Source organism: Thalassotalea fonticola, from assembly GCF_032911225.1.
GTDB lineage: Bacteria > Pseudomonadota > Gammaproteobacteria > Enterobacterales > Alteromonadaceae > Thalassotalea_A > Thalassotalea_A fonticola.
The window spans coordinates 4,585,400-4,610,567 of record NZ_CP136600.1 but is presented as its reverse complement, the minus strand read 5'-3'; the positions used below and the strand labels follow the sequence as shown (position 1 = coordinate 4,610,567).

General features: G+C 38.9%; 22 protein-coding genes. 8 read left to right on the top strand and 14 right to left on the bottom strand.

The features are described 5' to 3' along the window. Positions 1-18 precede the first annotated feature (18 nt). Positions 19-1,635 (top strand): GMC family oxidoreductase, encoded by a 1,617-nt coding sequence (locus RI844_RS19050; RefSeq protein WP_348396221.1) that lies wholly within the window; start codon positions 19-21, stop codon positions 1,633-1,635. A 35-nt stretch (positions 1,636-1,670) separates the two neighbouring features. Here RI844_RS19050 and RI844_RS19045 read toward each other — a convergent pair whose 3' ends face one another. Next, positions 1,671-2,333 (bottom strand): outer membrane beta-barrel protein, encoded by a 663-nt coding sequence (locus RI844_RS19045; protein ID WP_348396220.1) that lies wholly within the window; start codon positions 2,331-2,333, stop codon positions 1,671-1,673. A gap of 252 nt (positions 2,334-2,585) precedes the next feature. Between RI844_RS19045 and RI844_RS19040 the strand changes: the two genes are divergently transcribed. Then, positions 2,586-2,741 (top strand): hypothetical protein, encoded by a 156-nt coding sequence (locus RI844_RS19040; RefSeq protein ID WP_348396219.1) that lies wholly within the window; start codon positions 2,586-2,588, stop codon positions 2,739-2,741. A gap of 92 nt (positions 2,742-2,833) precedes the next feature. Then, the gene (locus RI844_RS19035; RefSeq protein WP_348396218.1) at positions 2,834-3,016 is read left to right on the top strand and encodes a hypothetical protein; all 183 of its coding nucleotides are present in this window, start codon (positions 2,834-2,836) and stop codon (positions 3,014-3,016) included. A gap of 236 nt (positions 3,017-3,252) precedes the next feature. Here the strand turns inward: RI844_RS19035 and RI844_RS19030 are convergent, their stop codons facing one another. The 4 genes from RI844_RS19030 to RI844_RS19015 form a co-directional block, all read right to left on the bottom strand. Then, positions 3,253-4,038, bottom strand: a complete 786-nt coding sequence (locus tag RI844_RS19030; protein WP_348396217.1) for a PhzF family phenazine biosynthesis protein — start codon at positions 4,036-4,038, stop codon at positions 3,253-3,255. Between the two features lie 330 nt (positions 4,039-4,368). Next, entirely contained in the window at positions 4,369-6,465 is a 2,097-nt protein-coding gene (locus RI844_RS19025; protein ID WP_348396216.1) for an alpha/beta hydrolase family protein, read from the bottom strand. Between the two features lie 2 nt (positions 6,466-6,467). Beyond that, positions 6,468-7,037 carry a hypothetical protein gene (locus RI844_RS19020; RefSeq protein ID WP_348396215.1) on the bottom strand — a complete coding sequence of 190 codons (570 nt, stop codon included), beginning with the start codon at positions 7,035-7,037 and terminating at the stop codon, positions 6,468-6,470. Between the two features lie 192 nt (positions 7,038-7,229). Continuing rightward, complete coding sequence (locus tag RI844_RS19015; RefSeq protein ID WP_405054495.1) at positions 7,230-7,820, bottom strand: transglycosylase SLT domain-containing protein; 591 nt, start codon at positions 7,818-7,820, stop codon at positions 7,230-7,232. Positions 7,821-8,116: 296 nt separating this feature from the next. Between RI844_RS19015 and RI844_RS19010 the strand changes: the two genes are divergently transcribed. Then, on the top strand, positions 8,117-9,052 hold the full coding sequence (locus RI844_RS19010; RefSeq protein ID WP_348396213.1) for a DUF808 domain-containing protein: 936 nt from the start codon (positions 8,117-8,119) through the stop codon (positions 9,050-9,052). Positions 9,053-9,213: 161 nt separating this feature from the next. Here the strand turns inward: RI844_RS19010 and ribBA are convergent, their stop codons facing one another. The 5 genes from ribBA to glyA all read right to left on the bottom strand — a co-directional run bounded on the left by ribBA (position 9,214) and on the right by glyA (position 14,060). Then, positions 9,214-10,323: a bifunctional 3,4-dihydroxy-2-butanone-4-phosphate synthase/GTP cyclohydrolase II gene (gene ribBA, locus RI844_RS19005; protein ID WP_348396212.1), complete on the bottom strand. Its 1,110-nt coding sequence runs from the start codon at positions 10,321-10,323 to the stop codon at positions 9,214-9,216. A 6-nt stretch (positions 10,324-10,329) separates the two neighbouring features. Continuing rightward, positions 10,330-10,998: a riboflavin synthase gene (locus RI844_RS19000; RefSeq protein ID WP_405054494.1), complete on the bottom strand. Its 669-nt coding sequence runs from the start codon at positions 10,996-10,998 to the stop codon at positions 10,330-10,332. 69 nt (positions 10,999-11,067) lie between these two features. Then, positions 11,068-12,207: a bifunctional diaminohydroxyphosphoribosylaminopyrimidine deaminase/5-amino-6-(5-phosphoribosylamino)uracil reductase RibD gene (gene ribD, locus RI844_RS18995; RefSeq protein ID WP_348396210.1), complete on the bottom strand. Its 1,140-nt coding sequence runs from the start codon at positions 12,205-12,207 to the stop codon at positions 11,068-11,070. A 6-nt stretch (positions 12,208-12,213) separates the two neighbouring features. Next, a complete protein-coding gene (gene nrdR, locus RI844_RS18990) occupies positions 12,214-12,669 on the bottom strand; it encodes a transcriptional regulator NrdR (RefSeq protein ID WP_348396209.1) in 456 nt (151 codons plus the stop codon). 134 nt (positions 12,670-12,803) lie between these two features. Continuing rightward, a complete protein-coding gene (gene glyA, locus RI844_RS18985) occupies positions 12,804-14,060 on the bottom strand; it encodes a serine hydroxymethyltransferase (RefSeq protein WP_348396208.1) in 1,257 nt (418 codons plus the stop codon). 398 nt (positions 14,061-14,458) lie between these two features. On the opposite strand from glyA, the gene RI844_RS18980 reads away from it, so the two are divergent. Next, on the top strand, positions 14,459-15,673 hold the full coding sequence (locus RI844_RS18980; protein WP_348396207.1) for a carbohydrate porin: 1,215 nt from the start codon (positions 14,459-14,461) through the stop codon (positions 15,671-15,673). A gap of 427 nt (positions 15,674-16,100) precedes the next feature. Here the strand turns inward: RI844_RS18980 and RI844_RS18975 are convergent, their stop codons facing one another. From RI844_RS18975 to RI844_RS18965, 3 genes are all read right to left on the bottom strand, one after another. Beyond that, positions 16,101-16,667 (bottom strand): hypothetical protein, encoded by a 567-nt coding sequence (locus RI844_RS18975; protein WP_348396206.1) that lies wholly within the window; start codon positions 16,665-16,667, stop codon positions 16,101-16,103. A 125-nt stretch (positions 16,668-16,792) separates the two neighbouring features. Next, positions 16,793-17,731, bottom strand: coding sequence for a phosphotransferase (locus RI844_RS18970; protein ID WP_348396205.1), 939 nt, complete (start codon positions 17,729-17,731; stop codon positions 16,793-16,795). A gap of 255 nt (positions 17,732-17,986) precedes the next feature. Then, positions 17,987-20,188 (bottom strand): winged helix-turn-helix domain-containing protein, encoded by a 2,202-nt coding sequence (locus RI844_RS18965; protein WP_348396204.1) that lies wholly within the window; start codon positions 20,186-20,188, stop codon positions 17,987-17,989. 263 nt (positions 20,189-20,451) lie between these two features. On the opposite strand from RI844_RS18965, the gene RI844_RS18960 reads away from it, so the two are divergent. The 3 genes from RI844_RS18960 (at position 20,452) to RI844_RS18950 (ending at position 23,489) form a co-directional block, all read left to right on the top strand. Continuing rightward, positions 20,452-21,321 carry an alpha/beta hydrolase gene (locus tag RI844_RS18960; RefSeq protein WP_348396203.1) on the top strand — a complete coding sequence of 290 codons (870 nt, stop codon included), beginning with the start codon at positions 20,452-20,454 and terminating at the stop codon, positions 21,319-21,321. Beyond that, complete coding sequence (locus RI844_RS18955) at positions 21,318-22,184, top strand: TolB-like translocation protein (protein ID WP_348396202.1); 867 nt, start codon at positions 21,318-21,320, stop codon at positions 22,182-22,184. Before RI844_RS18960 ends, RI844_RS18955 begins: the two co-directional genes overlap by 4 nt. A 102-nt stretch (positions 22,185-22,286) precedes the next feature. Continuing rightward, positions 22,287-23,489 (top strand): serine hydrolase domain-containing protein, encoded by a 1,203-nt coding sequence (locus tag RI844_RS18950; protein ID WP_348396201.1) that lies wholly within the window; start codon positions 22,287-22,289, stop codon positions 23,487-23,489. Positions 23,490-23,877: 388 nt separating this feature from the next. Here RI844_RS18950 and RI844_RS18945 read toward each other — a convergent pair whose 3' ends face one another. After that, the gene (locus RI844_RS18945) at positions 23,878-25,083 is read right to left on the bottom strand and encodes an MFS transporter (RefSeq protein WP_348396200.1); all 1,206 of its coding nucleotides are present in this window, start codon (positions 25,081-25,083) and stop codon (positions 23,878-23,880) included. Positions 25,084-25,168: the final 85 nt, after the last annotated feature.

Here is a 25,168-nt window from a genome sequence, read left to right as displayed (position 1 = left end):
TTTATTATAAGTTTAAAAATGACTGATACGTTTGATTATATAATTGTAGGTGGTGGTTCATCCGGTTGCGTATTAGCAAACCGATTAAGTGAATGTGGTAAATACACGGTGTGCCTAATAGAGCCTGGCGGGAAAAATGATAATTTTCTCGTAAATACACCTATAGGTACAGCAGCCTTAATGCGTTTAAACAAGTTTAATTACTGCTTTGAATCAACTACGCAACCGCAGCAAAATAATCGCACTATTTATAACCCTAGAGGCAAAGGCTTAGGCGGCAGTAGCGCGATAAATGCAATGTTATATACCCGAGGTCAACGTGAAGATTATGATGATTGGGCCAATTTAGGTAATGATGGCTGGAGCTATGATGATGTTCTCCCCTTTTTTATCAATACAGAGTCACAAGAACGTATATGTGATCAATATCATGGTCAATCCGGCGGTTTAAATGTGGCCGACTCGCGTTCTTCGCACCCTATTGGCGCTGATTTTGTACAAGCAGGGATAAACGCGGGTTACTCTTTTAACCCTGATTTTAATGGTGCCAGACAAAACGGCGTTGGATATTATCAAGTTACCCAAAAAGACGGTTTACGCTTTAGTGCTGCAAAAGCATTCTTAACACCGATAATGACTCGCACAAACCTGACCGTATTGACCCATAGCAAAGTATCTAAAATTCTAATTAAAGATAAAATTGCCTATGGCGTGCAATATCAGCTGCAAAATAGTTTGTTAAACCTTAAGGCCAATAAAGAAGTCATTATATCTGCTGGTGCTATACACAGCCCACAACTACTGATGTTAAGTGGTATAGGCACTAATGATGAACTTGAACAGCTAAATATTAAGCTCGAACATGAATTAAAGGGTGTCGGTAAAAATCTTCAAGATCATGTAGATGCAATAATTGTTAATCGCCACAAGCGAGAGAATTTAATCAGTTTACACCCTAAGCCTTTTATCAATTTGGCTAAACAAAGCGTACGTTTCTTCAAACATAAAACCGGAACTATGACTACCAGCCTGGTTGAGTCAGGAGGTTTTACTGCATTAAACGGTGATTCAAATGCCAGACCTGATATTCAATGGCAATTAATTGCGGGCGCAATGGATGATCATGGACGAAATCTTAAATTATTTTTTGAACAAGGTTTATCAATGCATGTTTGTTTACTGCGTCCTAAAAGCAGAGGAAGTTTAAGATTAAAAGACAATAATATTAACAGTGCGCCTTTAATTAATGGCAACTTACTCAGCCATGATGACGACATTAAAGATATGATAAAAGCCGTGCGCATGACCAGACAATTGATGTCAACTCAGCCTCTTAGAAAAAATAATATGGGTGAAATATTTCCAGGAGATTCCATACAAAGCGATGAACAAATTATCGAATTTTTAAAAGAAAAATCGAATAATATTTATCATCCCGTAGGTACCTGTAAAATGGGCAATGATGAAATGGCGGTAGTGAATGAGCGTTTACAAGTTCATGGAGTTGCAAAATTAAGAGTAGCTGATGCTTCTATTATGCCAACCATTGTTAGTGCCAATACCAACGCTCCATGTATTATGATTGGTGCAAAAGCAGCAAATATGATATTGACGGATAATCAGCAGAACCTATAGTTTGAGAAACATCCTGTATCAATTGGAGATCTCGTTTAGAACTTATAATGAAAACTAAGCGAGATTAACGAAAACTCTTCATCAATCGTGGTTAAGTTTTGTAAATGATTCTCTTCATCTGCCTCAAGTTCGGCCTTGATGTAATCGTATCCAAAGCGAAATTCAATATCACTAGACACAGACATTTCAATACCTGCCCCCAAAGCTAAACCCCCACCAGCCCAGCTATCGCCACTACCAAGACTAAATATATCGTTGTGCTTATGATAATCTTCGCTATAAATTAAAACACCTAAGCCCGCTTTAACAAATAAAGACAGATCGTCATTTAAATCTATGTATATTATTGGAGTGAAGGTAAAAACAGTTAAGTACACTTCTTCAATAGGTTGTGGTGACGGCCGCTTATTTAAGTGAGAAACAAATATCACCCCACCTTCTAATGACCATTTATCAGCAAAATTATAACCCGCATATAACCCTAAGGCCGTATTGTCATCTTTTTTTGAATATTCATTGCCCATCAAGGTGAAAACATTATGAAACGTTTCTTCACTCGATGCCTTACCTAACGTAACACCTATATAAAAATGTGAGTTCGATTCAATAGATTCTATATCTTCAACTTCTGCCATAACCAAAGAACAAGAAAAGATAGAAAATACTAAAAATAAACTACGGATAGTATTTTTAGTCACGGCTTGATACCTATATTGTTCTCTTAATATAAGTATAGATAACAATATAAGTTACAAAAAAATATACTGCCCTATTGTTGTGGTCAAGAAAACAGGGTAGGTCGACTTTTGATGACGTAAGGTCAAAGGATAGACATTGAAGTTTTAAATTGTAAGGAGGTTAATTTTTTACTAACGTTAATACTAAATATAACTTTAGCCAAACTTGCACTGTCTGCCCGGTTGGTACTCGATAAGGGCCGGTTATAAATAATGAGCATTGCGAAGAAGCCATCACTAGGACGGATTAGGGCAGCTCAATTATTATTCCAACATGTTGAAGCGATGGAATTGCACTATGCAAGCAAACTGCTTAATACAGGGGCTATGATCCGTTTAGATTTGTTTGACTATGAAGTACTGCATTAATTCATAAACCTACCAATTACAAATCACCAACAAAGCGTAACAGCTTATCCTATGAGAGTTGATAAAATAGGCAAAACTTAGAGGAAAATTTTATGAAAATTAAATATTGGTTATTCAGTTTACCAATTGTATTAATGATATGTAGCGCATGGTTAGGGGTGTTTTATTGGATTTTTGATAACGCTACTTTGGATGCACCATTTGGTGTAGGTCATTTAATTGTCCTATTTTCAGCTACAAGCATGCAAATGATTACAGAGAAAATTGACAATTAATTGCTTAAGAATCCAACAGCAAAAAGGTGGAACTGCACCTGGTAAGATAACAGTGCCAATTGCCGCCATACGATATTAGAAATAAATTCCGTCATCCTCGAGGAGCTAAAGCGACATTGGGGACCTCATTAAGCGTATTGTGGATTTAAAAAATTTCAGTTCCTGAACTTGTTTCAGGATCTTCAATTGCTATATTGTGCCAATAGCTGACCTTTACATTATGCCCAACAAATAGACTACATCGTAATTTTTTGGGCTGGAAGTATTATAGTTTTAGTTTTGATAACAATAGAGTCCTTAATATTTTCAACGGTAAAAGTACCTTTTCGAGAAGAAAGTTGTTCAACTTGTAAAATATCTTTGTTTAGTTTTTCTACCCAATATTTTGCCAAGGAGCATTGAGCCGAACCTGTAGCAGCGTCTTCATCTATGCCAATTGATGGAGCAAAAAAACGTAATACATAATCACTCTTGTTCCCTTTGGCTGTAACAATGATAGCGTGAAAACCTGACGATTGGATAAGACTTTTATTTGGTTCGAATAATTCAACAGCTAACTGATTTTCCAATACGATTACTAAATCTCTGGTTGAAAAATGTTCAACAACATTAGAAGAACTCATTCCAAACTGTAAATTCTTTATTTTAGTTGCCTTTCTTTTCCAAGCAGGAAATATCATTGATAGCATATTTCCAACTTTATTAACCGTTACATTTCCATAAGGGCTAGTAAACATTAATTCATCTACGTTCGGGTTATTGGAAAACAAAATAGAGGCGGCAGCTAGAGTTCCGTGACCACAAAGACTTATCTCCCCTTGTTGAGAAAACCATCGAATGGCATACGTATTATTTTCTTTTTCAGGAAAAACAAATGCAATCACAGGTGCTGTTTGAGTTCTAGCCACTTTTAACAATTTTTGATCGTTAGGCATGGAATTAAAACACATCACAGAAGCAGGGTTACCACCTGTGTCTGAGTCGGTGAAAGCATTAACTGTATGTATAGTGTGGGTCGTCATTATTGAAGTTCTATTTATTGGTGGTAAACGGCAGGAAGTCGCTGTGACCTGCCCGTGAGCTTTTGAGTTGCTCGTTATATCTGTTACTTGAATAAACTAAACAGAGCATCCAGAAGTGAAGTGTTATTACTTGGCTTCCCTCCAGGCTTTGCATTACAAAGATTACATACAGACTTATCTGAAAAGTGCCCCTTACCTGTTAGATGCAGGGGTATTTTGCCTTTGCGACATACAATACAATCCATATACTCTAACTTATCAAATACTTTGCTCATTTAACTCCTTTTATTTAACTTTATTAACTTCCGCCCATCGGAGGCATATTTGTTTTCATCGATTTAACGTCTCTTCAATTTCTTTATGTGCTTGCTTTTCCAGTTCTTCTTCGAGTCGCTCTTGCTCTTCTAATGCACGTATTTGCGCATCTATATCACTCTCTTGCTGTTCGATCATTTTACGATAAGGATTACTGTCTTTATCTAGGTTGTAGCCCTCCATTAAACGACTGCGTTCTTGACTATTAATTATAGTGTCGTTACTGCCTTGCGGAGCGTCCAAATTAAGCTTACGGCGGATAAAGTCATCAATATAAGCAAACTGGTGGCGATCACCATACCAGCTATAGTGGCCGTGCCCTACTTTGTTGTAAAAAACTGTTTCTATATCTTTATCTAATTGCTGAAGTCTGTATTTCATTCGGTTAGCTTGCTCAAAATCGGCAATTTTGTCTTTTTTACCAGCAATTAGCAAAATAGGAGACTTAATTTTTTCGGCAAAGTAAAAAGGCGATACCTCTATCAGGTTATCGTTAAACTCACCGACAACTGCACTGACTTTTTCACGAAATTCATCTTGGGTTTTGTAGTTTGAAGCATTAAACAGGTGCAATAAATCATAAATACCATACATAGAAACGACACATTCATATTGCTCTGGATGTTTAATCGCTAGCATTACAGCGGAATAGCCGCCGTAACTGGCTCCAATTGAACACATATGATCATATTGGTAGTTTTTTCTGACATGATTAACTGCGGCTGTAATATCGTGCTCAATTAACTGGCCAAATTGGCCTCTACCAGCATCTTTAAATTGTGTGCCAAAACCAGCGGAACCGCGAAAATTGACTTGTAAAATGCTGTATCCTCGATTTGCCAAATACTGAGTGTCACGATTAAAACCAGCATCATCTCGAATACCAACAGGGCCGCCATGCGGGTATACCAATAAAGTATTATTGTTATAGTCTGAAGGGGTTGTCAGTATAGCCTCTACTGTAACGCCAGGTTCAACTTCTATGTCAAAGGTTTTGGTTTCGCTAAGTGTATATTCACTTAAGCTTGGAAATTGTGGACCTATCTCTATCGCGAGCTCTTTTTGTTGATCAAGATAGTAGAAAAAGCCAGCGTTGGTTGCAGAATATGTACCTATAATATGGAAGTTTTTATCTAAGCTAGAATCTAAAACCGAACTTTGTTGGTTGGCAAAAGACTTGTTTAATTTTTTCTTAAAGCGCGCATTTTTGGCCGAAAAATATTTGGTTACTTGCATGCCATGTTCCAAATAACTAACGGAATGAACACCTTGGCCTTTTGGATTAAGCTCCACATCGACCAAATCATACATTGGGTGTTTATAAATAACATCACCTAATTGTTGGCTTTTTATATCAAAAGCTACGAGTGAAACTGTGCCCAAATCCTTGTTTGATAATACTGCGAGGGTATCATCATTCATAAAACCCACCGGCGTGAATTCGATTTTTAAATCAGTTTCCCAGTACTTGTGCCACTTTTTATTGAGTTCTTTATACCAGAATTGCAATTCATCTGTGTCACCTGTTGCAGCCATTAATGCATTGTTGTGGTGATCATAGTGAAAGAAAAGTGCATCACTACGATCGTCATCAATAAGTTTAGCATTATCAAAATCACGATCAGCAAGTTGCTGTTTATTAATTTTATATACGTAGTGCTTAGGTTTTCGGCGCCCTTCATCGTGTACAAAAACCACTGTATCTTCTTGCTCTGGCAAAGTTGCAATCACATAACCTTTTGCGGTAATAAGCTCGAAATTACCAATGGGGTTTTCACCGTTAAAATCCAGTTCAATAAAACCTTTTCGTTTGCCTATCTCTATAAAGAGCGTGTCGTTATCTACCCAGGAAAATTTTTTTACTCTAGAGTGCCTGACATTATCAATTCTGAAAATGGGATACTTCTTTTCAGCGATAGGATCGATAATGGCGAGAATATAAATATTGCGTTGACTTACGTATTCATGAGAGAAGATATAACGACCGTTTGGGCTAAGCTTCATGTCGTTGACGGCTTGATTTCTAAAGATATCTTCTACCGGGATAAGCTTTTGAGCCGAAGCTCCATTAATAACCAATATACTAATTAATATGAGAATTATTTGTTTCATCGTTATTCTCCCGTCGTTGTGTTGTACTGCGGGCGAACAACATTAAAAAAATTATCTTTTCCGGGCCCGGCGTATTGCATTTTTTTACCAGCTAAAATGGTAGGAAAGTTATTTTCCATATACTCTAGCGCGATTGAAGAGTTATTCAGGAGTTCCAGTTGCGAGTACGATGTATACCACCAGTAGGTATACACTTTCATACTTAAGTGACCAACATAACTGACCGCGTTTTTTTCTACACGAAAACTCCACAATTCATCGTCGAAGCTTTTAAGTCTGGCGTATTTATTAAACTTAATTTTGCTTAAAGTGTACTCACCTTCGGGTAAGTTAAGGAGGATATAGTTGTTGCCTTTCTTCAGATCTTCTTTGCCCAGCGCAATGCTTTTGGGGCCGCTAATAACAATTTCCTGAAGCTGACGGTTAGTATCAACGGCCAGCAGAAAAAAGCCTTCTTTCTTCTGCTGATTAAGGGTTACCGATTGTTCTTTTTTTATGCTACTGACTTTGGTGGCACAGGCAGTCAAAATAATAGCAAGACATGCCAGTAATAGAAGTTTAAATTGCGTCACTGATTACTTCCTTGTTTTTATTCTTTTTATAGGACATTTATACTATAAATAGCTACAAAAAATAAAACCAGTGATTTATTAATATATTGTTAAATACTTAATTTATTCGAGTTTTTCTATAAAACTTAGTACAGAAATAAATTAAGTATCATTGATAATTTTTGGGTAAGTTTAAACTGTTTACTTTGCTAGTTAATAAAACATTAAGCGCCATAACCAGCTGCTGTCGAGCTCATCTTGACAACTCTTTAACTGACCACCATAAGTTTTTGCTCTTGAGTCTACCTTACGAGCCACTTTCACTAACCAGGCTTTTTGGTTATAGGTTTTTCGTTTAAAGCCGCCCCAACCTTCGTGATAGTTTAAATATTGGCTGTAAGTATCCCATTTTGAAACGCCATTTATTTTTTGAGTTTTCGAAATAAACCAGCCCATAAAGTCTATCGCATCGTCGAAATCATCACGATCGGCACCACTATTATCAGATTCACGTATGTAATCGTCCCAGGTAAGTGTTTTCGCTTGTGAGAAGCCATATGCACTACTTACTCGTCCCCAAGGAATAAATCCAAACAGATAATCTCTGGGTGGTAGCGCATCAGCTCTAAAGGAGCTTTCTTGATACATCATACTCATAGGCACATGGATAGGAACTCCCCAGCGATCATTCATGTCTTTCGCACCTTCATACCAACTATGGTGCTCACGAAAAATTTCACAAATATTCTCAGGATTTTCAGGAGGAGGTGTTGTACAACCACTAAGTTGCAACATAGTGAACATAAGTATTAACGGTTTAATTATTGTCAGCGTAGTATTTTTATTCATAACGACTCAGAAGATGCTGTTTTCTCTAGTTTGACAGAAATTAAAAAGTTTTTTAATTTTTTTTAGATTTTTCTGAACTTTTTTATTATTAAACGCTCATACATTGTGTAGTTTTATTTCTCCTTAGTTTTATTTTATGCACATAACAATGTTATGTGCTTTTTTTTGTCCATAAATGGGCTATATTCACTTCAGTATTAACACAGTAATTTAACCTCAGGAATTTACAAAAAGAATAAAATGGAAACGCTATGGCAGGTACAAGCTTACTCACATTAATAGATAAAATAGCCGTTGCACTTGATGACGTTGCCTTAATGACAAAAGTAGCGGCTAAAAAAACTGCGGGGGTGCTAGGTGATGATTTAGCTTTAAACGCGCAACAAGTTCAAGGTGTAAAAGCTGATCGTGAACTTCCAGTAGTGTGGGCCGTGGCGAAAGGCTCCTTTATAAATAAATTAATCTTAGTCCCTTCCGCACTGCTGATCAGCGCATTCATACCTTGGTTAATTACGCCCCTGTTGATGATTGGGGGTTTATACCTTTGTTTTGAGGGTGTTGAAAAGATTGCTCACTCTTTATTCACCAGTAAAGATGATAAGGAAGTAGAGCATCAGCGTGATTTACAAGCTTTATCAGATCCTGAAGTTAACATGTTAGAATTTGAAAAAGAGAAAATTAAGGGCGCGATTAAAACCGACTTTATTTTATCAGCAGAAATAATAGTTATTGCCCTTGGGACAGTTCAAAACAAAAGTATATTAGAGCAAACCAGTGTTGTTACAATAATTGCTTTAATTATGACAATCGGCGTTTATGGTCTGGTTGCAGGTATTGTAAAGCTTGATGATTTAGGCCTGCATTTGCTCACACAACCGGTTGAAAATATGTGGAGTAAGGTTAAACAGTTTATTGGTAAGTGCCTATTAAGTTTTGCGCCAAAACTAATGAAAACTTTAGCTATTGTAGGTACTGCAGCAATGTTTTTAGTTGGTGGCGGAATTATTGTTCATGGTTTACCCTACCTGCATCATGCATTAGAGAGTATTGAGCATAGTTTCACTTCAGAGGTATTAGTCTGGTTTACTGGACCTGTGTTTAATGGTGTTGTTGGCATCGTTGCCGGAGCTGTTTCGCTAATGATATTTAACGTTATTTATAGTGCATATCAAAAGTTGAAATCATAAAAGTTACAAATCTATTGCCATCCATGGCGATTTGCATTCCTTCATCCATGAAGTAAAAAACCAGAATTGGTTATCCCATATTCTGGCTTTTTAAATAGTAGATCCTGAAACGAGTTCAGGAAAGGGAGTTCTTATTGCTCTTCGTTTCTCGTCTCTCAAACCTACTCAGAGATGTACTCAACTATCTCTAAACCAAATCCAGATAATGAATGATATTTAGTTTGTGAACTCAATAAACGCATTTTGTGTACGCCTAAATTAGCTAATATTTGCGAGCCAACACCAACGTTGCGAGAGCCTACATGCTTAGTAACTTCAGCTACATCAATGCCTTGGTCTTGCTTAGCATATTTTTCAACTTGTTGAATAAGTTGCTGTGGCGACTCATGCTTGCCAAGAAGCACTAACACTCCGCCTTCTTTACCAATTTTTTCTAAAGCATTGCCAATTGGCCAGTTATTTTTGCTGTCTCTTGTAGAAAATAACAAGTCACGGAAGGTATTTTCTAAATGTACACGAACCAAAGTAGGCTCATCGGCTTTGATCTCACCTTTGGTAAGAGCAAAATGAGTTTGGCCATCGATGGTATCGGTAAATGAAACTAGATCAAAATCACCAAACTGAGTGGGTAGTATACACTCACTTACACGAGTGATCGTTGTTTCAGTGGTATTGCGATATTCGATTAAATCGGCAATTGTACCCATTTTAACATCGTGTTTTTCTGCAATTAACTCTAAATCGGGACGGCGTGCCATGGTGCCATCTTCATTTAAAATTTCAACGATAACTGCTGCTGGTTCACAACCAGCCATGCGAGCTAAATCAACACCGGCTTCAGTATGACCAGCACGATTAAGTACACCACCATCTTTAGCTATCAGAGGAAAAATATGCCCTGGTTGTACAATTGAGCGGTGATCAGCATCTTTATCGCATGCCGCTAATACGGTCGTTGCACGATCTGCAGCTGAAATACCAGTAGTAACACCACGAGCAGCTTCAATAGACACAGTAAAGTTGGTAGTAAATTGTGCGTCGTTTTTATCAACCATTAATGGCAGTTTTAACGTTTCACATTTTTCACGTGACATAGGCATACAAATTAAGCCACGGCCATGAGTTGCCATAAAGTTAATTGCATCAGGGGTAACTTTTTCAGCAGCCATGATAAAATCGCCTTCATTTTCACGATCTTCATCATCCATCAAGATAACCATTTTACCAAGCGCGATATCGTTGATAATTTCTTGTGGTGTATTTAATTTCATTATTTATTAACCTTTTATAAAACCGCTACGCAATAGCAGTTCTTTGCTTATGCCAGTGCTAGTTTGTGCTGTATTTTCTTGCTCTTGGCAAAATAATAACCGTTCAATATAACGGGCAATTAAATCTACTTCGAGATTAACCACTTGCCCTACTTGATATGTACTAATAATAGTTTGTTCTGTGGTATGTGGCACTATCGTTAATCGAAAACGATTATTGTCGATTGAATTCACCGTTAAGCTTATACCATCAACAGTAATAGAGCCTTTTTCTGCCACATACTGTTTTAATGAATCGGCTAATTCAATCCAGTATTCGATAGAATTACCTACATGCTTTATTGACAGTATTTTACCAATACCATCAACATGACCACTTACCATATGGCCACCAAAACGCGTGGTTGGTAACATGGCTTTTTCAAGGTTTACTTTGGTGCCAGTACCATAATTGGCAAAGCCGGTACGAGTCAATGTTTCTGTTGATACATCTGCGCTGTAACTTGCGCCATCAAAATCGACTACGGTTAAACAGATGCCATTAGTGGCAATGGAGTCACCAAGCTTTACGTCACTTAAATCCAAGTTACCGCTGGCGATTACCACTCGCGCACCCGAAGCATTTAAGTTAATTGCTTTTACTTGACCAATAGCTTCTACAATTCCGGTAAACATTAATTTTTTGCCTTCAATGAAATTAATACCAAGTTCAATAAGCATTACTGCTTAATATTTTAAATTTGTTTATTTATTAACAGTCGCAGTAATTTTGATATCAGCGCCTATCATTCGTATATCATTAATGTCTAATGATATCGCATCTTGTAAATGGGCTAATCCCTCAATATCAAACAAACCACGAGTGTTTTCACCCATCAACTTTGGTGCTTGATATAACACCAATTCATCGACTAACCCCTGTGCTAAAAATGCCCCGGCTAAACGAGCGCCACTCTCAACCCACAAGGTATTTAAGCCAAGCTCTGCAAGTTTATTTATCAAGTCGTTTAAATCAGCTTTACTTGAGTTATCTGCTATCGTAATAGCATTAACTTGTATCTGTTTTACGAAATGTGGCCATTGTTGTTCATTTTCAAGCTTTGTGCGTACTAAAATTATAGGAGAGTGCTGATTGAACAATGCCAAAGTAGGCGCTAAGCGATTTTGACTATCAATTATAACCCGAACCGGTTGCCTGATTTGATCTTGTTTCAAGTCATTTGCAACAAACCCTAATTCGCTATGCCGCACATTTAACTTGGCATCATCAATCATTACTGTGTCTGCGCCGCTTATAATTGCACAGCTTTTCGCGCGATAGCGCTGTACATCTTGACGAGCATCAGTGCCGGTGATCCACTTACTTTCACCATTAGCCATAGCAGTTTTACCATCTAGGCTAGCGGCCATCTTACAACGTACAAATGGCCTTCCTGTACTCATTAACTTAATAAAGCCAGGGTTTAAATTTTTTGCCGCTGGTTCAAGTACTGCAACTTCAGTTGTTATGCCAGCTTCCTCTAACATTGCAATGCCGCGCCCCGATACTAAAGGATTAGGATCTTGCATACCAATCACAACATGTTTAACACCAGCAGTAATTAACCCTTGCGCACATGGCGGGGTTCGACCAAAATGGCTGCATGGCTCTAATGTAACATAAGCAATTGCATCTTTTGCTTTCTCGCCTGCTTGCTTTAAGGCATTAACTTCAGCATGGCCTTCACCAGCTTTCTGGTGCCAACCTTCCCCAACAATTTCACCATTTTTAACTAAAACACAACCAACGGCAGGATTAGGTGATGTTGTATACTCACCTTTTTTAGCCAGAGCAATAGCTCGTTGCATATAATGTTCATGTAATTGTTGTAAAGATGTTTGCATCTAATGTTAATCCTGATCGCCTAAACGGGCAATTTCTTCGCCAAATTCGCGGATATCTTCAAACGAACGATACACTGATGCAAAGCGTACATAGGCGACTTTATCAAGAGCCTTGAGCACATCCATAATAAGGTTGCCGAGCATTTCACTAGAAATTTCTCGCTCACCAGTGGCCCTAAGTTGTGATTTCAGCTTATTAATAGCAAGCTCTGTACTTTCGGTGCTTACCGGGCGCTTTTCTAAAGCTCGTAGTAAACCATTACGCAATTTATCTTCATTAAATGGCTCTCTTGAACCATCGCGTTTTATGATCCTAGGCATCACAAGCTCTGCAGACTCAAAGGTAGTGTAACGCTCTTTACAATCTAAACATTCACGACGACGTCTAACTTGGTGACCGTCAGAAACGAGTCTTGAATCAATTACTTTAGTATCAGTTGCAGCGCAAAATGGACAGTACATAAAATTCCTAACAGTTATTATTTGTGGCCTTTACAATGAGCATAAAAACAGAAATGGCCGCAAAGTGCGACCATTTTAATCTAATTAAATTTTAATTGCGAAAGCTATCCGCAATTAAAAATTTATACTGCTAACTATGCGTAAACAGGGAAACGTGAACAAAGCTCAATTACGTTTTCACGTACTGTAGCAATGGTTTCTTCATTTGATAAATCATCAAGAATGTCACAAATCCAACCGGTTAATGCTGTAGTTTCTGCCGAGCCAAAACCACGGCGAGAAATAGCAGGAGTACCAAGGCGTAAACCAGAAGTAACAAACGGAGAACGCGGGTCATTTGGCACAGAGTTTTTATTTACTGTAATGAAAGCTTTGCCTAATGCTGCGTCAGCATCTTTACCAGTGATATCTTTATCGATTAGATCAAGAAGTAATAAGTGGTTTTCAGTACCGTTAGATACAACTTTGTAACCACGATCCTGTAAAACTGACACCATCGTTTTAGCGTTATCTAAAACTTTTTGTTGGTACTCTTTAAACTCTGGTTGTAGTGCCTCTTTAAACGCTACCGCTTTCGCTGCGATAATATGCATTAACGGACCACCTTGGCCACCAGGGAAAACCGCTGAATTTAATTTTTTCTCGATAGCTTCGTCATTACAACCCGAAATAATTAAACCACCACGAGGTCCGGCTAAGGTTTTATGTGTTGTGGTAGTAACAACGTGTGCATGTGGTACTGGGTTAGGATATAGGCCTGCTGCAATTAGACCGGCAACGTGAGCCATATCAACCATAAAGTAGGCATCTACTTTGTCAGCGATTTCACGCATTCTTGCCCAATCAACAACACCAGAGAATGCAGAGAAACCACCAATGATCATTTCAGGCTTGTGTTCAAACGCTAAACGCTCAAGTTCTTCGTAGTCAATATCACCAGTTTCTGGGTTAAGACCATATTGAAATGCCTGGTAAGATTTACCAGAAAAATTAACATGTGAACCATGAGTTAAATGGCCACCATGAGCCAAGCTCATACCCAATACTTTTCCGCCTGGAGAGACTAGAGCTTGGAATACAGCAGCATTTGCTTGCGAGCCAGCATGTGGTTGTACGTTTGCGTAAGTTGCACCAAATAATTCTTTAGCACGGTCTATTGCTAGTTGCTCAGCAATATCAACGTATTCACAACCACCGTAATAACGCTTACCTGGGTAACCTTCAGCATATTTATTGGTTAATTGAGAACCTTGAGCTTCAAGAACGCGAGGGCTACAATAATTTTCAGATGCAATTAATTCAATGTGGTGTTCTTGGCGTTCAACTTCATTGGTCATTGCTTGATATAATTCAGAATCAAAGTCAGCAATATTCATATCACGTTTAAGCATTGGTTTTCCTCAGTCAGCATTTATAGTACTCACGGTACTATTCAAATTTTTAATGGCAGTATTTTGCCTTAACAGTAAGCCGTTGTATATGACTATTTTTGTACTCAGATAACTATTTTGAATATCTTATTGCTCCATCAAAGGTAAGTACTGATAACTGAATTTAAAAAATAGGCCATAATGTTATTTGTAGATCAAAATTTGTGCTCAGGGTAGAAATTAATTGGCACTTTTTAACGACGTTAGTTGCCTGTTTAAGGTCGTAAATGGCTTAGTTGCACCTATGACTAACGTTTTACACTTGAGTGGTTGAAAATTGTTCGAAACAGAACGGCAACATGTAAAACACGTACCTAATATAAAAAAGAAACGGCGAATTACCCACTGGAGAATAACGAATGAAAGTATCCACCCCATTACTAGGTTTATTATTAGCGAGCTCGACCACGGCCTTGGCGGCCCAAGCAGATGATAAAACACAGAGATTAGAACAACTTGAAAAACAAATTGCAGAATTAAAAAAAGAAGTTAATGCGAATACAAAAAGCAGCGCAGATTTAACCCCTAAAATTAAAATTGGCGGTGCAGTACGTTTTCAATACAGCTATGAAGATTATGATGATGACAATAAAGACAGAGGCGGCGACTTTGATTTTGACACCTTCCGTCTCGACGTTAATGGCAGCATAGGTGATGTTAGAGTATCGGCGCAGTATCGTTGGTATCAATATATGGATGTTGTTCATCATGCTTACGCTGCTTATGATTTTAATGAAAACTGGGAAGGCCAAGTTGGTATCACGCAAGTACCTTTTGGTAATTTAAATTATAACTCTAACAGTTTCTTTTTCAGCTCGGCTTATTACGCTGGCCTTGAAGACGATTATGATACTGGCCTGTCATTTATAGGTAAGTATGATAATCACGATATTCGTGTGGCGTATTTCGTAAATGATGAACTTGGTGGTATCGACGGCTATGTTGATAATAAAACCGACCGTTATTCTTATGACGTGGTGGGTGTTCGTGGCGCAGACGAAGGCATTTGGGATGCTCCTGCAACAGCTATGGCTGAAAGCAATACAGTTAATTTACGTTACGCTTACAAATTCGACAATACCGAAGTGGGTGCATCAGTACTTTCTGGTGACTTAGAAGGCTCTACCGGTTCACTTGGCGACCACAACGCCTATGCAGTACACCTTAAAAGCAATATCGGCAAATTTGGAATCATGGCTCAATACACAAGTTACGAATATGACTTAGACGATAACAGTGATTCGGTTGCTGTTGGTGCGTATAGCTTCCATGACACTATTCCAGCAGAAGCAACGTTATATAACCTTAATTTGTCGTATTCAAAAGACGTAACATTTGGCCCAATTACCAATCTTACTTTTTATAACGACTACAACTTGATGACTGATAAATCAGGTTCTTATGAAGAAGATACTATGATGAACGTTACTGGTGTTGCCATTAGCGCAGGTGGAATTTACGCCTACGTTGATTACATAATGGCGAAAAACCAGCCATTTATCGGCGGTACCATGGCCGGCGATTCAGACGAAACCAACAATCGTCTGAACATTAATATTGGTTATTACTTCTAATATCAAATAGTTCCCAACTTATGCCGTATTTTAGTGCCAACCTGCTTTAATACGGCATATCCACACAATATTCCCCTCTTGTTCCCTAGCTCCTAATTCCTAATTCCTTTAAGCTCAAATCCAATCGTAGAGGCAAGGCATAGCTCAATAAAATAACCATGTACTTATATTAGACTCTAAAAATAAAGGCAAGAAGTCAGGCTTGATCCGGCAGTCAAGTGCCACAAGCAGAAGTAGAGAAAATGCGCCGTCATTCTCAAGGAGCTAAAGCGACATCGGGGACCTCATTAAGCGTATTGTGGATATAAAAAATTCAACCTCCTGAACTCGTTTCAGGATCTTTAATTGGTCTGCTTTGTGCCAATCGCCGACATACAATATTAGAAAAATTACAACGTCATTCCACCGTGCTTTATTGTAATCTTCATCAGTCTTGTATACGCTTTTTATAATTCTTAGCTCTTCTCTCTTCTCGAATTGCACGACGATTTTTCTTTCTTAGAGAAACATACTTAGTCTTTTCTTGTTTTTCCTCTTCAAAATTGGGCGGAAAGGTTCTCCAATTTCCAGTTGACACTAAAATTAACAAAGATAGTCCGCTACCTAGTAATACTAAAGTCAATGCGTAGCCTACACCTTGTTTAACAACAGAAACCGCCCCAAATAATGGAAATACAAACACCCTTACTTTGTCATCGTTTGTAACTAATTCATCTGCAATATGATTATTAAAAGGTAAATAGAATCCGACAAAGGAAGATTGATATTCTTTAGTATTAAATGTGTAGCGATAATTCAAAGATTCCCAGTCATTGGCATAACCGCCAATGTGGCTCCTGCCGACCATTGTTCCTGGTATACTTTGCTTGAAGTTCTTGTAATCTATCACCTCGCCACTTACTTCTTGCCAAAAATACGTGCTCAAACCCATTAATAATTGAATTAGTGAAGATAAAATAAGTATTTTGGCTGCTTGCTTGGTTTTATTAAACATAAAGTTTGCATGATAAGATTAAAAAATGATTCATAATATTTTTTATTTTGACGACTGGTTATCGCTCTTTGCAGACCATAACCTTTTCAATAGCTTATGGTCAAGTCAGTACCATCTCTTGTCACTCATTCAGGAAGTATTCTGTTAAATGCGTTTAAAAAAGCTTGTTCTAAATCCTTCATTTGCTCATTGGTAAGCGTCTTCTTCATAGAAGCATAAGATATTGCTTGATGCGCATAGCAAATTAACTCCGCTGTGTTCCAAGCTTTTTGTAGTGTTTCAAAATCAGCTAAATCAGACCATTGTGATAAATAAGCTTTAACTATCGTTTCCTTATCTTCACTTTCAGGCATTCTAAAGATGTATGTTCCATCAATGAAAGGATGACTAATACAAGCATCACTCCAATCAAAGAAAAGGAAATCATCATTGATCTGAGCTATGTTTTCGATATGCAGGTCACCATGCACAATAGTGCTTGGAATATTAAAATTTTCTAGTTCTTCAATCGACTGTTTAACTTTGAATACCAGTTCTTCTTTCTTTAATCTGAATTCATCAGGAAGGTATTGAGTTATATTACTATCGTTTAGAATTTCATTTAATTGTTTTGGAATATCAGTTATTTGTCTACGCAAACAACCACTTATAATTAGTTCATTAATGTGTTTTATAGATTGCTGTTGTAAATTAGCTAATCGCTGAAAAGCTTTAGCCCATAAACTTTTATCTGCATATTCAGGTAATCCACCTCCAAAATCTTTACTTATCATCCACTGTTTATCGCTAGAACTACATATAGTTTCAGGTACATATTCAGGTACCAATTCCGAAAGCTTTGAACAAAGTTTTGATTCGTTTGAAAATAAAGGCAGAAACGCTGTTGCTTTAAAAAAATAAAAACCGTCATTTGTATTTTGCTTAAATATTTGCCCTAACGCCCAACCTGACACTTTTTGCAGATTACCTATTGGTTCAAGACCATATTTTGAAAGATTTTGGTTAGTCCAAAGCTGGACTGACTCCATCCACTCAGATGAGTCCCAATTTAAAGAATTTTTCATATTGAATTTTTAAATTTTTATTTTATTGAAACAGTTTGCTGCTCGCTCATTTTCAGCTATAGGGATAATAATCACTCTCATATATCTTGCAATTCAAGTACGCCAAAGTATTCGGCAAGAAGAATTTCAGAGCTTAAGCCTTTAATACGTATATACCTCAACTCTATAGGCAATGCTACCAAAACGAAAGAAGAGGCAGATATTTCGACAAGGTAAGTCAATTGCCCTAGAAGACAATCGACTTTTCGAATTACTCTATTCACTTAAAGAGAGTTCAACCACTTCTTTTTTTGAGGAAACCTCCACGGTCATCAAAAGCTGAGTCTGATTTATGTCGGATAAATCATCTATATTGTTAGGTAACTGTGTGATGATTTCAAACCTATCCTGGTTAAGAGCATACGACCACAATTGGAAATCCTCATTGATACCATAAATGACATTGTCTTTTATCACGAATCGCTGCTTCTCTCTTCCTTGACCTTCTAGTGCTTCAATAAGCTGATCTTCAACCGGTCCTTGCTGCCAAAACCTAGCCATGTGATCGGTGTAGACTAATTGACCGTTCTCACTTTTTAGCGCCCAATTAACCGTATTGTCATTAATAATACGAATCTCGGAGTTAGTTAAATTGAGTTCGGCGAATTTTAATATCCCTTTGCTACGTATAAGCAATAAAGCGCTGTTGTTGCTACTATCCCATTGGAAAAGTTGAACAACAGCATATTCCAACGGAAAGGATTTTTGACTTGAATCCAGATATACCTGAGTTAGAGTGTTGTTGGCATTGACTAAAATACTTTTACCGTCTGCCGCCCAATCCATTCCAAATAAATAAGTATCCATAGGAAACTGGGTGAGTTGTTGTGAACCTTTGCCGTCGGTTATCCAAAGTTGGTCTTCTCCAGAACGTTCAGATTTGTAAGCGATTAGCTCGCCATTGGGTTGCAGTATGGCGCTCTCATCAGCGACTATCGAGCGTTCGAGCACTGAGAGACTTATATTTTGTTGGCTTTGCACCTGTTCTGTTTGTGCCTGTGCTATTTGTGAAATCGGCATCGATACGATGTCACTATCGTAGCGTCCTTTAATTACAATCATTCGATTGCCATCAGGATGAAATGTAGGGGTTCCCATAGGTTCATCAAGCGGCAAGCTGATATTGGTTACTTGACCGTCATGAGATAGTGTAAAAAGCTGCCTCCCCGTGCTAAAGATGAGTTGTTTTTTTAAAGGCGAAAAATTTGGATAGATAAGCCTGAAATTTGCTATTTCTTCCGGGTATTTGATTCGATGACTCGATACAAGCTGACCATCTGCGTTGAGCACTTCAATGTAATAATGGCCATCAACATGAAAACTGGTTAGGGCAATCAAATCGTCTGTAACCGAATAGTCATAGTCGAGTATATTGCCATCATCGATGGCATATAAGACCTGGCTTTTATTTTCATTAACCGAGTAACTGATTAACTGCCAACGATCCGAAAACTTCTGTAATAAAGCGATATTGTTGTTATTTAACCATTTAGGGTTTCGTATTGCTGAATTTTTACATTCCAACAATACGTTGGGAGATTGAGGCGCCCCAAGTGCCCGGTTAAAATCCAAGCTCATGAGTTTATAACATTTTTTTTGTGTGTCCGGTTGACTACAGCCGCCAGTTTTAATAAATACCAGATTCTTGCCATCTTTAGAGAAACTATGGCTGCCATATGAATCAAAGTTATTTGTTAGCTGGAACTCTTGCTGTGTTTTGGTATTTTTTGCCCAGATATTATTAACACAAAACTCTTGTGAATAACGATGGAAAACCACGTACTGACCATCAGGTGAATAGATGCTAGCGAGTTCTTTGCTGTCAGTTGAGGTCAGTGCGCGTAACTCGCCAAAGGACAATTGCGAAGGTTGCTTGGCAGGGAGAGTCTGATATCCAATTATACCCAGAATCATTATGCCAAAGATGATAGAAATCGATATTAAACTCGATCTCGAAGGTTTTGGCCTAGCTGGGGTAATAGCTGCTGTAATAGTGGCATTATTAATATCGCTATTGGCTTCACTGCTATTGGCTTCAATAACTGGGGTTTCGTCGACTACATTTTCCTGGGAGCTATTGAGGTTGACCGATTCGATATGCTCATGCCATCGAACATCACACTCCAAGCTATATCCTTGTTTAGCATGTGTCTTAATATAGACTTGCACTTTGCTATCGTCACCCAATGCTTTTCTTAATTGGGCGATGCTTCTTTGTAGGGTATTAGGTGACACCACAGTGTTTTGCCAGACTTTCGCTAACAATGCGTCATGACTAACCACCTTGCCCTGATTTTCAGCCAGGTAGGTTAGAACGGCCAAAGCTTTAGGGGCAATTATTTGAGATTGTTTATTTTGAGTGATTTGATTTCTGGATAAATCGATATAAAAACCACCAATCCAATATTGCTCTGCCATATAACCTCTGTTCAGGATGAAAACTGGTGCTCAAAAGTGAGTCTAAACTAGATAAATGACCTTAACACAACCCCGACTTTAACTAAACTTAATTATTTAACCTGTTGATAACACCTTGTTTTTTTTGTTATCAGCAAGACGTCAGCTAAAAATCATCATAACTTCAAGTATTTTAATTTTGATCCGTTTAAATTCAATTTCTCCATTTTATTTAAAAGAGCGAACTTTAATTTATGTATACCGTTATAAGAAGAGATAAATTGATGAATATGAAGCAGAGCTTAATCTTAGTTTTTTTGTTTTTGCTACCTTTTATAAGCGCTAAAGCAAGTGAACAAAAATTATACGAAATACCAAGGACACAGGTAGTACCTATAAAAAATACTGACACAGGAGGTCAATATGAACTTTATATCAAGCTGCCAGAGGGATATGTAGAAAACAAGACTGCACAGTATCCTGTCATTTATTTTACAGATGCAGTGTGGCATATCGAAATGTTATCTGCTGCCACATCATTCCTGATGGAAGACGTTATTTTGGTCGGAATTTCCTGGCAAAAAGATATAAATGAAGATTTAAAGAAAGAACATGGGGCATATGTCAGCAGATTTCGAGATTATTCAATGAGGAAGTCAAGCAACCCGAAAGTTCAAGCTAAATATCAGTTAGGACAGGCCGGTAATCATCTGGGCTTTATTCGCAACGACGTAGTTAAATATATAGAAAACAATTACCGAACCGACCCCGGCAATCGCACTTATTTTGGTTTTTCCGCTGGCGGTGAGTTTGGCGCTTACATATTAATGACACAACCCGATACCTTTAAAAACTACATCCTGGGTAGTCCTTCGCTTAAGGGCGACATTCCTTATCTAACTGAGCTTGGTGCTAATACCGCATTAAAACCTAAAGGCTTTAATGCCAACGTTTTCATTTCATATGGCACATTGGAGAAGGAGTTGGGCGAGCATGCCGAGAAACTGATTACCATGCTGAAAAATAAAAACGATAAGAGTTTATCTTTAAAGCATGTAGTGCTTGAGGGGAGCCATCAGAGAGCGTTTCCTCTGACGGGTGTACGCAGTGTGACTTGGTTATCAAACTTACAAAGTAACAAGGAAAAATCATGAAACCTATTTATATTCTTATCGCTCTTCTGCTTTCTGTGTTAGCTATGAGTAGCAAAAGTTATAGTCACGATGAATTTCCAGTCCTCGAAGGCCCCTATATGGGGCAAAAACCACCAGGCGTGGTGGCAGAGCCTTTTGCACCGGGCATCATCTCCAAAGATGGCTGGGAGCTTGAGGGCGTGTTTGCGCCTGGCATGAAGGAGTTTTACTTCACTACAAACAGAAAACGCTCCACCGTTATCGGCTTCCGTCAGCAAAATAATGTCTGGAAGAAATACATTGAATTTCCGCGAAGCGGTGAAATCGTATTCTCGCCTGACGGCAAGCGCATGCATATGGCAAAAGGCTATATGGACCGCATCGGCGATGGCTGGTCAGAACGCAAAAGCCAAGGCCCGATGATTGACCGCAAAGACTGGCATATTATGCGCTTGTCGGCTTCCACAAAAGGCACTTATGTTTTTGACGAAGCGACTAGAGAGGGTGATGGTGTTCTTCGTTATTCTCGATTAATCAATGGCAAACGTGAAGAGCCTAAGCCGCTTAACAAAGCGATAAACGCGGGCAAATGGACAGCCCATCCTTTTATCGCGCCAGACGAAGGCTACCTGATTTGGGATAGCGAGGTAGAAGGCGGTTTTGGAGGCTCTGATCTTTTTATTAGTTACCGACAAAAGGATGGTTCATGGGGACCTGCGATCAATATGGGCGACAAGGTCAATTCCGATAAAGAGGATTTCTATGCCAGCGTCACCCCTGATGGCAAGTACATACTCTTCAACCGAGGCATGGATGACAAGGGTAATATAGATATCTACTGGGTGGATGCACAGATTATTGAGACACTTAGACCCAAACTATAAACCATAAAAGTAGAAAACAATCGCAGGTACAGAGCCAATATAAAAGCACACAGCTTCGAATCAAATTAATTACAAATAGTGAACAAGACAATAGGAAAAACTATGAACATCATCTTGAAAAGCTTAATCGCCGTTGCGCTATTAAGCGGTTTCAGCAATATAGTTGCAGCAAATACCGAAGAAAATGCCAAAGCAACGAATAGTCGAGCGCCGGAGGTTTCACCCTCCGAAGCCAAGATTTCATTTTGGGATATGTCTTATCTTGAAAAAGCTTTTATCGATTCAACGCCGGCAGACAGAAAAGACGGTCTAGCGGTTGGCGATTTGGTAGCTAATGGTGACAATAAAGCTATGATTTTGCAGCTGGCGCAAGAGATTGCCGACAAGAAACATGGTAAATACGATAGCCTGCTTATTGCCCTCCACGGCAAGCTAGTCTTTGAATCCTATTATTTGCGCGGTCGCGTCAACCTGCCCCATATGCAAGCGTCAGCCACCAAAGCCTATACAAGCCTGGTTGTTGGCCGAGCAATGCAACTGGGCTACCTGACAATGGCTGATCTGGACAAACCTGTGGTCAGCTTTCTGAAAGACCTGGACCCAACAAAATTTGTCGGTGGTGTAGAAAAGATCACCCTTCACAAAGCGATGACTATGAGCTCTGGGCTTCGCTTCAGTGAAGAACAGCTCAAAAAATTCAGGAAAAATTCCAGCGAGTTTAAAGGCCTAGATAAGATTCAGGCTTTTCTTGAGCTTAGTGCACCGATTACCTCAGAGTCTCAGGGCTTCGAGTATCAAGGAGCCGACCCGCAACTGGTGATGCAAGTACTTGATGCTGTCGTGCCAGGAACCGCTGAAGATTTTATCAAAAATGAACTGCTAGGTAAGATAGGCATCAATGTTTACAACTGGCGAAATGACCTCAGTGGCCTGCCACTAGCGGGTGAAAGAGCAAGCATGACATCACGCGATATGATTAAGTTGGGATCATTGGTCACCAATAAAGGACAATGGAATGGCGAACAACTTATTTCAGCAAAATATTTAGCCTATGCCACCAGCGGAATCACTAAAGCTACTGAAGATTGGCAACCCGAAAGCTTTAATTATGGCTATTTTTGGTATCAAACTGACATGATAGTCGAAGATAAAAGCTATGATGTCAAAATTGCTTGGGGTGGTGGAGGACAACACATTATAGCGCTTGAAGAGCTTGACTTAATTGTTGTGATCACTGGCCATGATAGGGAAGATACTATATTGGCTCAGGTTTCAAAAAACATCCTACCTGCATTTGTTAAATAAGGCATAGCTCAATTTAAATTTGTTAGGTGACGGCAGCAAGGCTCCTGCCAGCTTTTATCCAATGAAAATAAACCTGTTACATGGATGTTACAGGTTTTGATTCCCAGTAGCTTTGTCTCTGAACAACCTATTACCAAGGATTAGTTAAATAAATTACTGAATTAAATCAGGAATAAATCATGAAACTTATTTATATTTTTAGCGCTCTGCTGCTTTAGGCGCTAACTATGAGTAGCGATATTTATAGTCAAGATGAATTTCCAGTCCTGGAAGGCCCCTATATAAGGCAAAAGCCAGCAGACATGGTGGCGGAACCGTTTGCATCGAGCGTCACCTCCAAAGGAGGGTAGGAGCTTAAGGGCGTGTCTGCGCCCGGCATGAAAGAGTTTTATTTCACCATAGACCGTGGCGAAACAAGCTCCTTCGTTACCGGCTTCCACCCCACAGTTATCACGGTTAAAAACACCATTAACAACACGGCCAGCGTCACTATGCAATAAACAAGTTCCAACGAACCGGTAGTGTCACGAATATATCCGGCCAACAGATTCCCCAAAGCCCCACCTAAACCCGAAGTTACCATGCAAATGCTGCTAATTTGCATAGTGGCCGTGGAAGAGAACGATTGCCGAAGCCAGCCAGCCAAAATACCCCAGACCGGAAAGTACATCAGTCCATAACCAAAGCCAGCGACAGCGGCGAATTGGCTTGGATCATAAACAAAGGCCATTAAGCTAAGGGCAAAACCGCTAAAGATAATCATTAATGCCGTACCATGGCTGGTACGATCTGCGATCCAACCGGCAATAAATCCGGCGACCATGCCAGTCACTCCGACGATGGTCCAGGTATACCCGCCGACAGAGGCAGGTAATTGTAATTCATGCAAGTAAGTATTAAGCCAGTTGGCAAATGGCATCGTGCTAAAGCCAACCAGGAAGCAGACCGTGCAGGCAAATAATGCTGTACGTTCACGTATAATGGTGGTCAATAATTTTGACGCCGGGATCATTGCTTGCTCAGGAATGTTATGAGTTGAAGACTGACTGTTTAATTTGGTCAATAGCCGCCATGTAAGACCCACAACTATCAGGCCAACTAAAGCGGCAATCTGCCAGCTACTTTGCCAACCAAGCGCAGGGACTACCAGTAAGATAAGTAAACCGTTTAATCCATAACCCCAAGCCGTACCACTGGCAGCAAACGACAAATACGTTGAACATTTTTCAGGCTTGGAATTACGACCAACGATCTCAACAATGGCGCCCCAGCTAATGGCAGCGCTAGCGGCTAACAAAACCAACACCAAGGTGATGATTATCGGATCTTGTAATTGTGACATGCTAAACAGCAATATTGTGGTGATAGTGCCAGTAGTTAAAACCAGTCGTGCAGAACTAACTTTATTGCCAATAAATCCGAGTAATAATGCCCCTGCAAGGTATGACAATTGGGTAAGTGCACCAATAGCGGCTAGATGCCAGTTAGTAATGGCGATAGATTCACGCATCAACGGAACTAAAGCGGCAAATAGAAATAGTCCAAAACCATGGCTGACAATCTGATTCAAACCGAAAACAGCTGCAACTCGCAAAGTATAATCTCCAACTTAATTTTTATATCATACATTTAGGCAAATTTATTACCGGAATTTTTAGGAAAAGTTATGAATAAAGTTA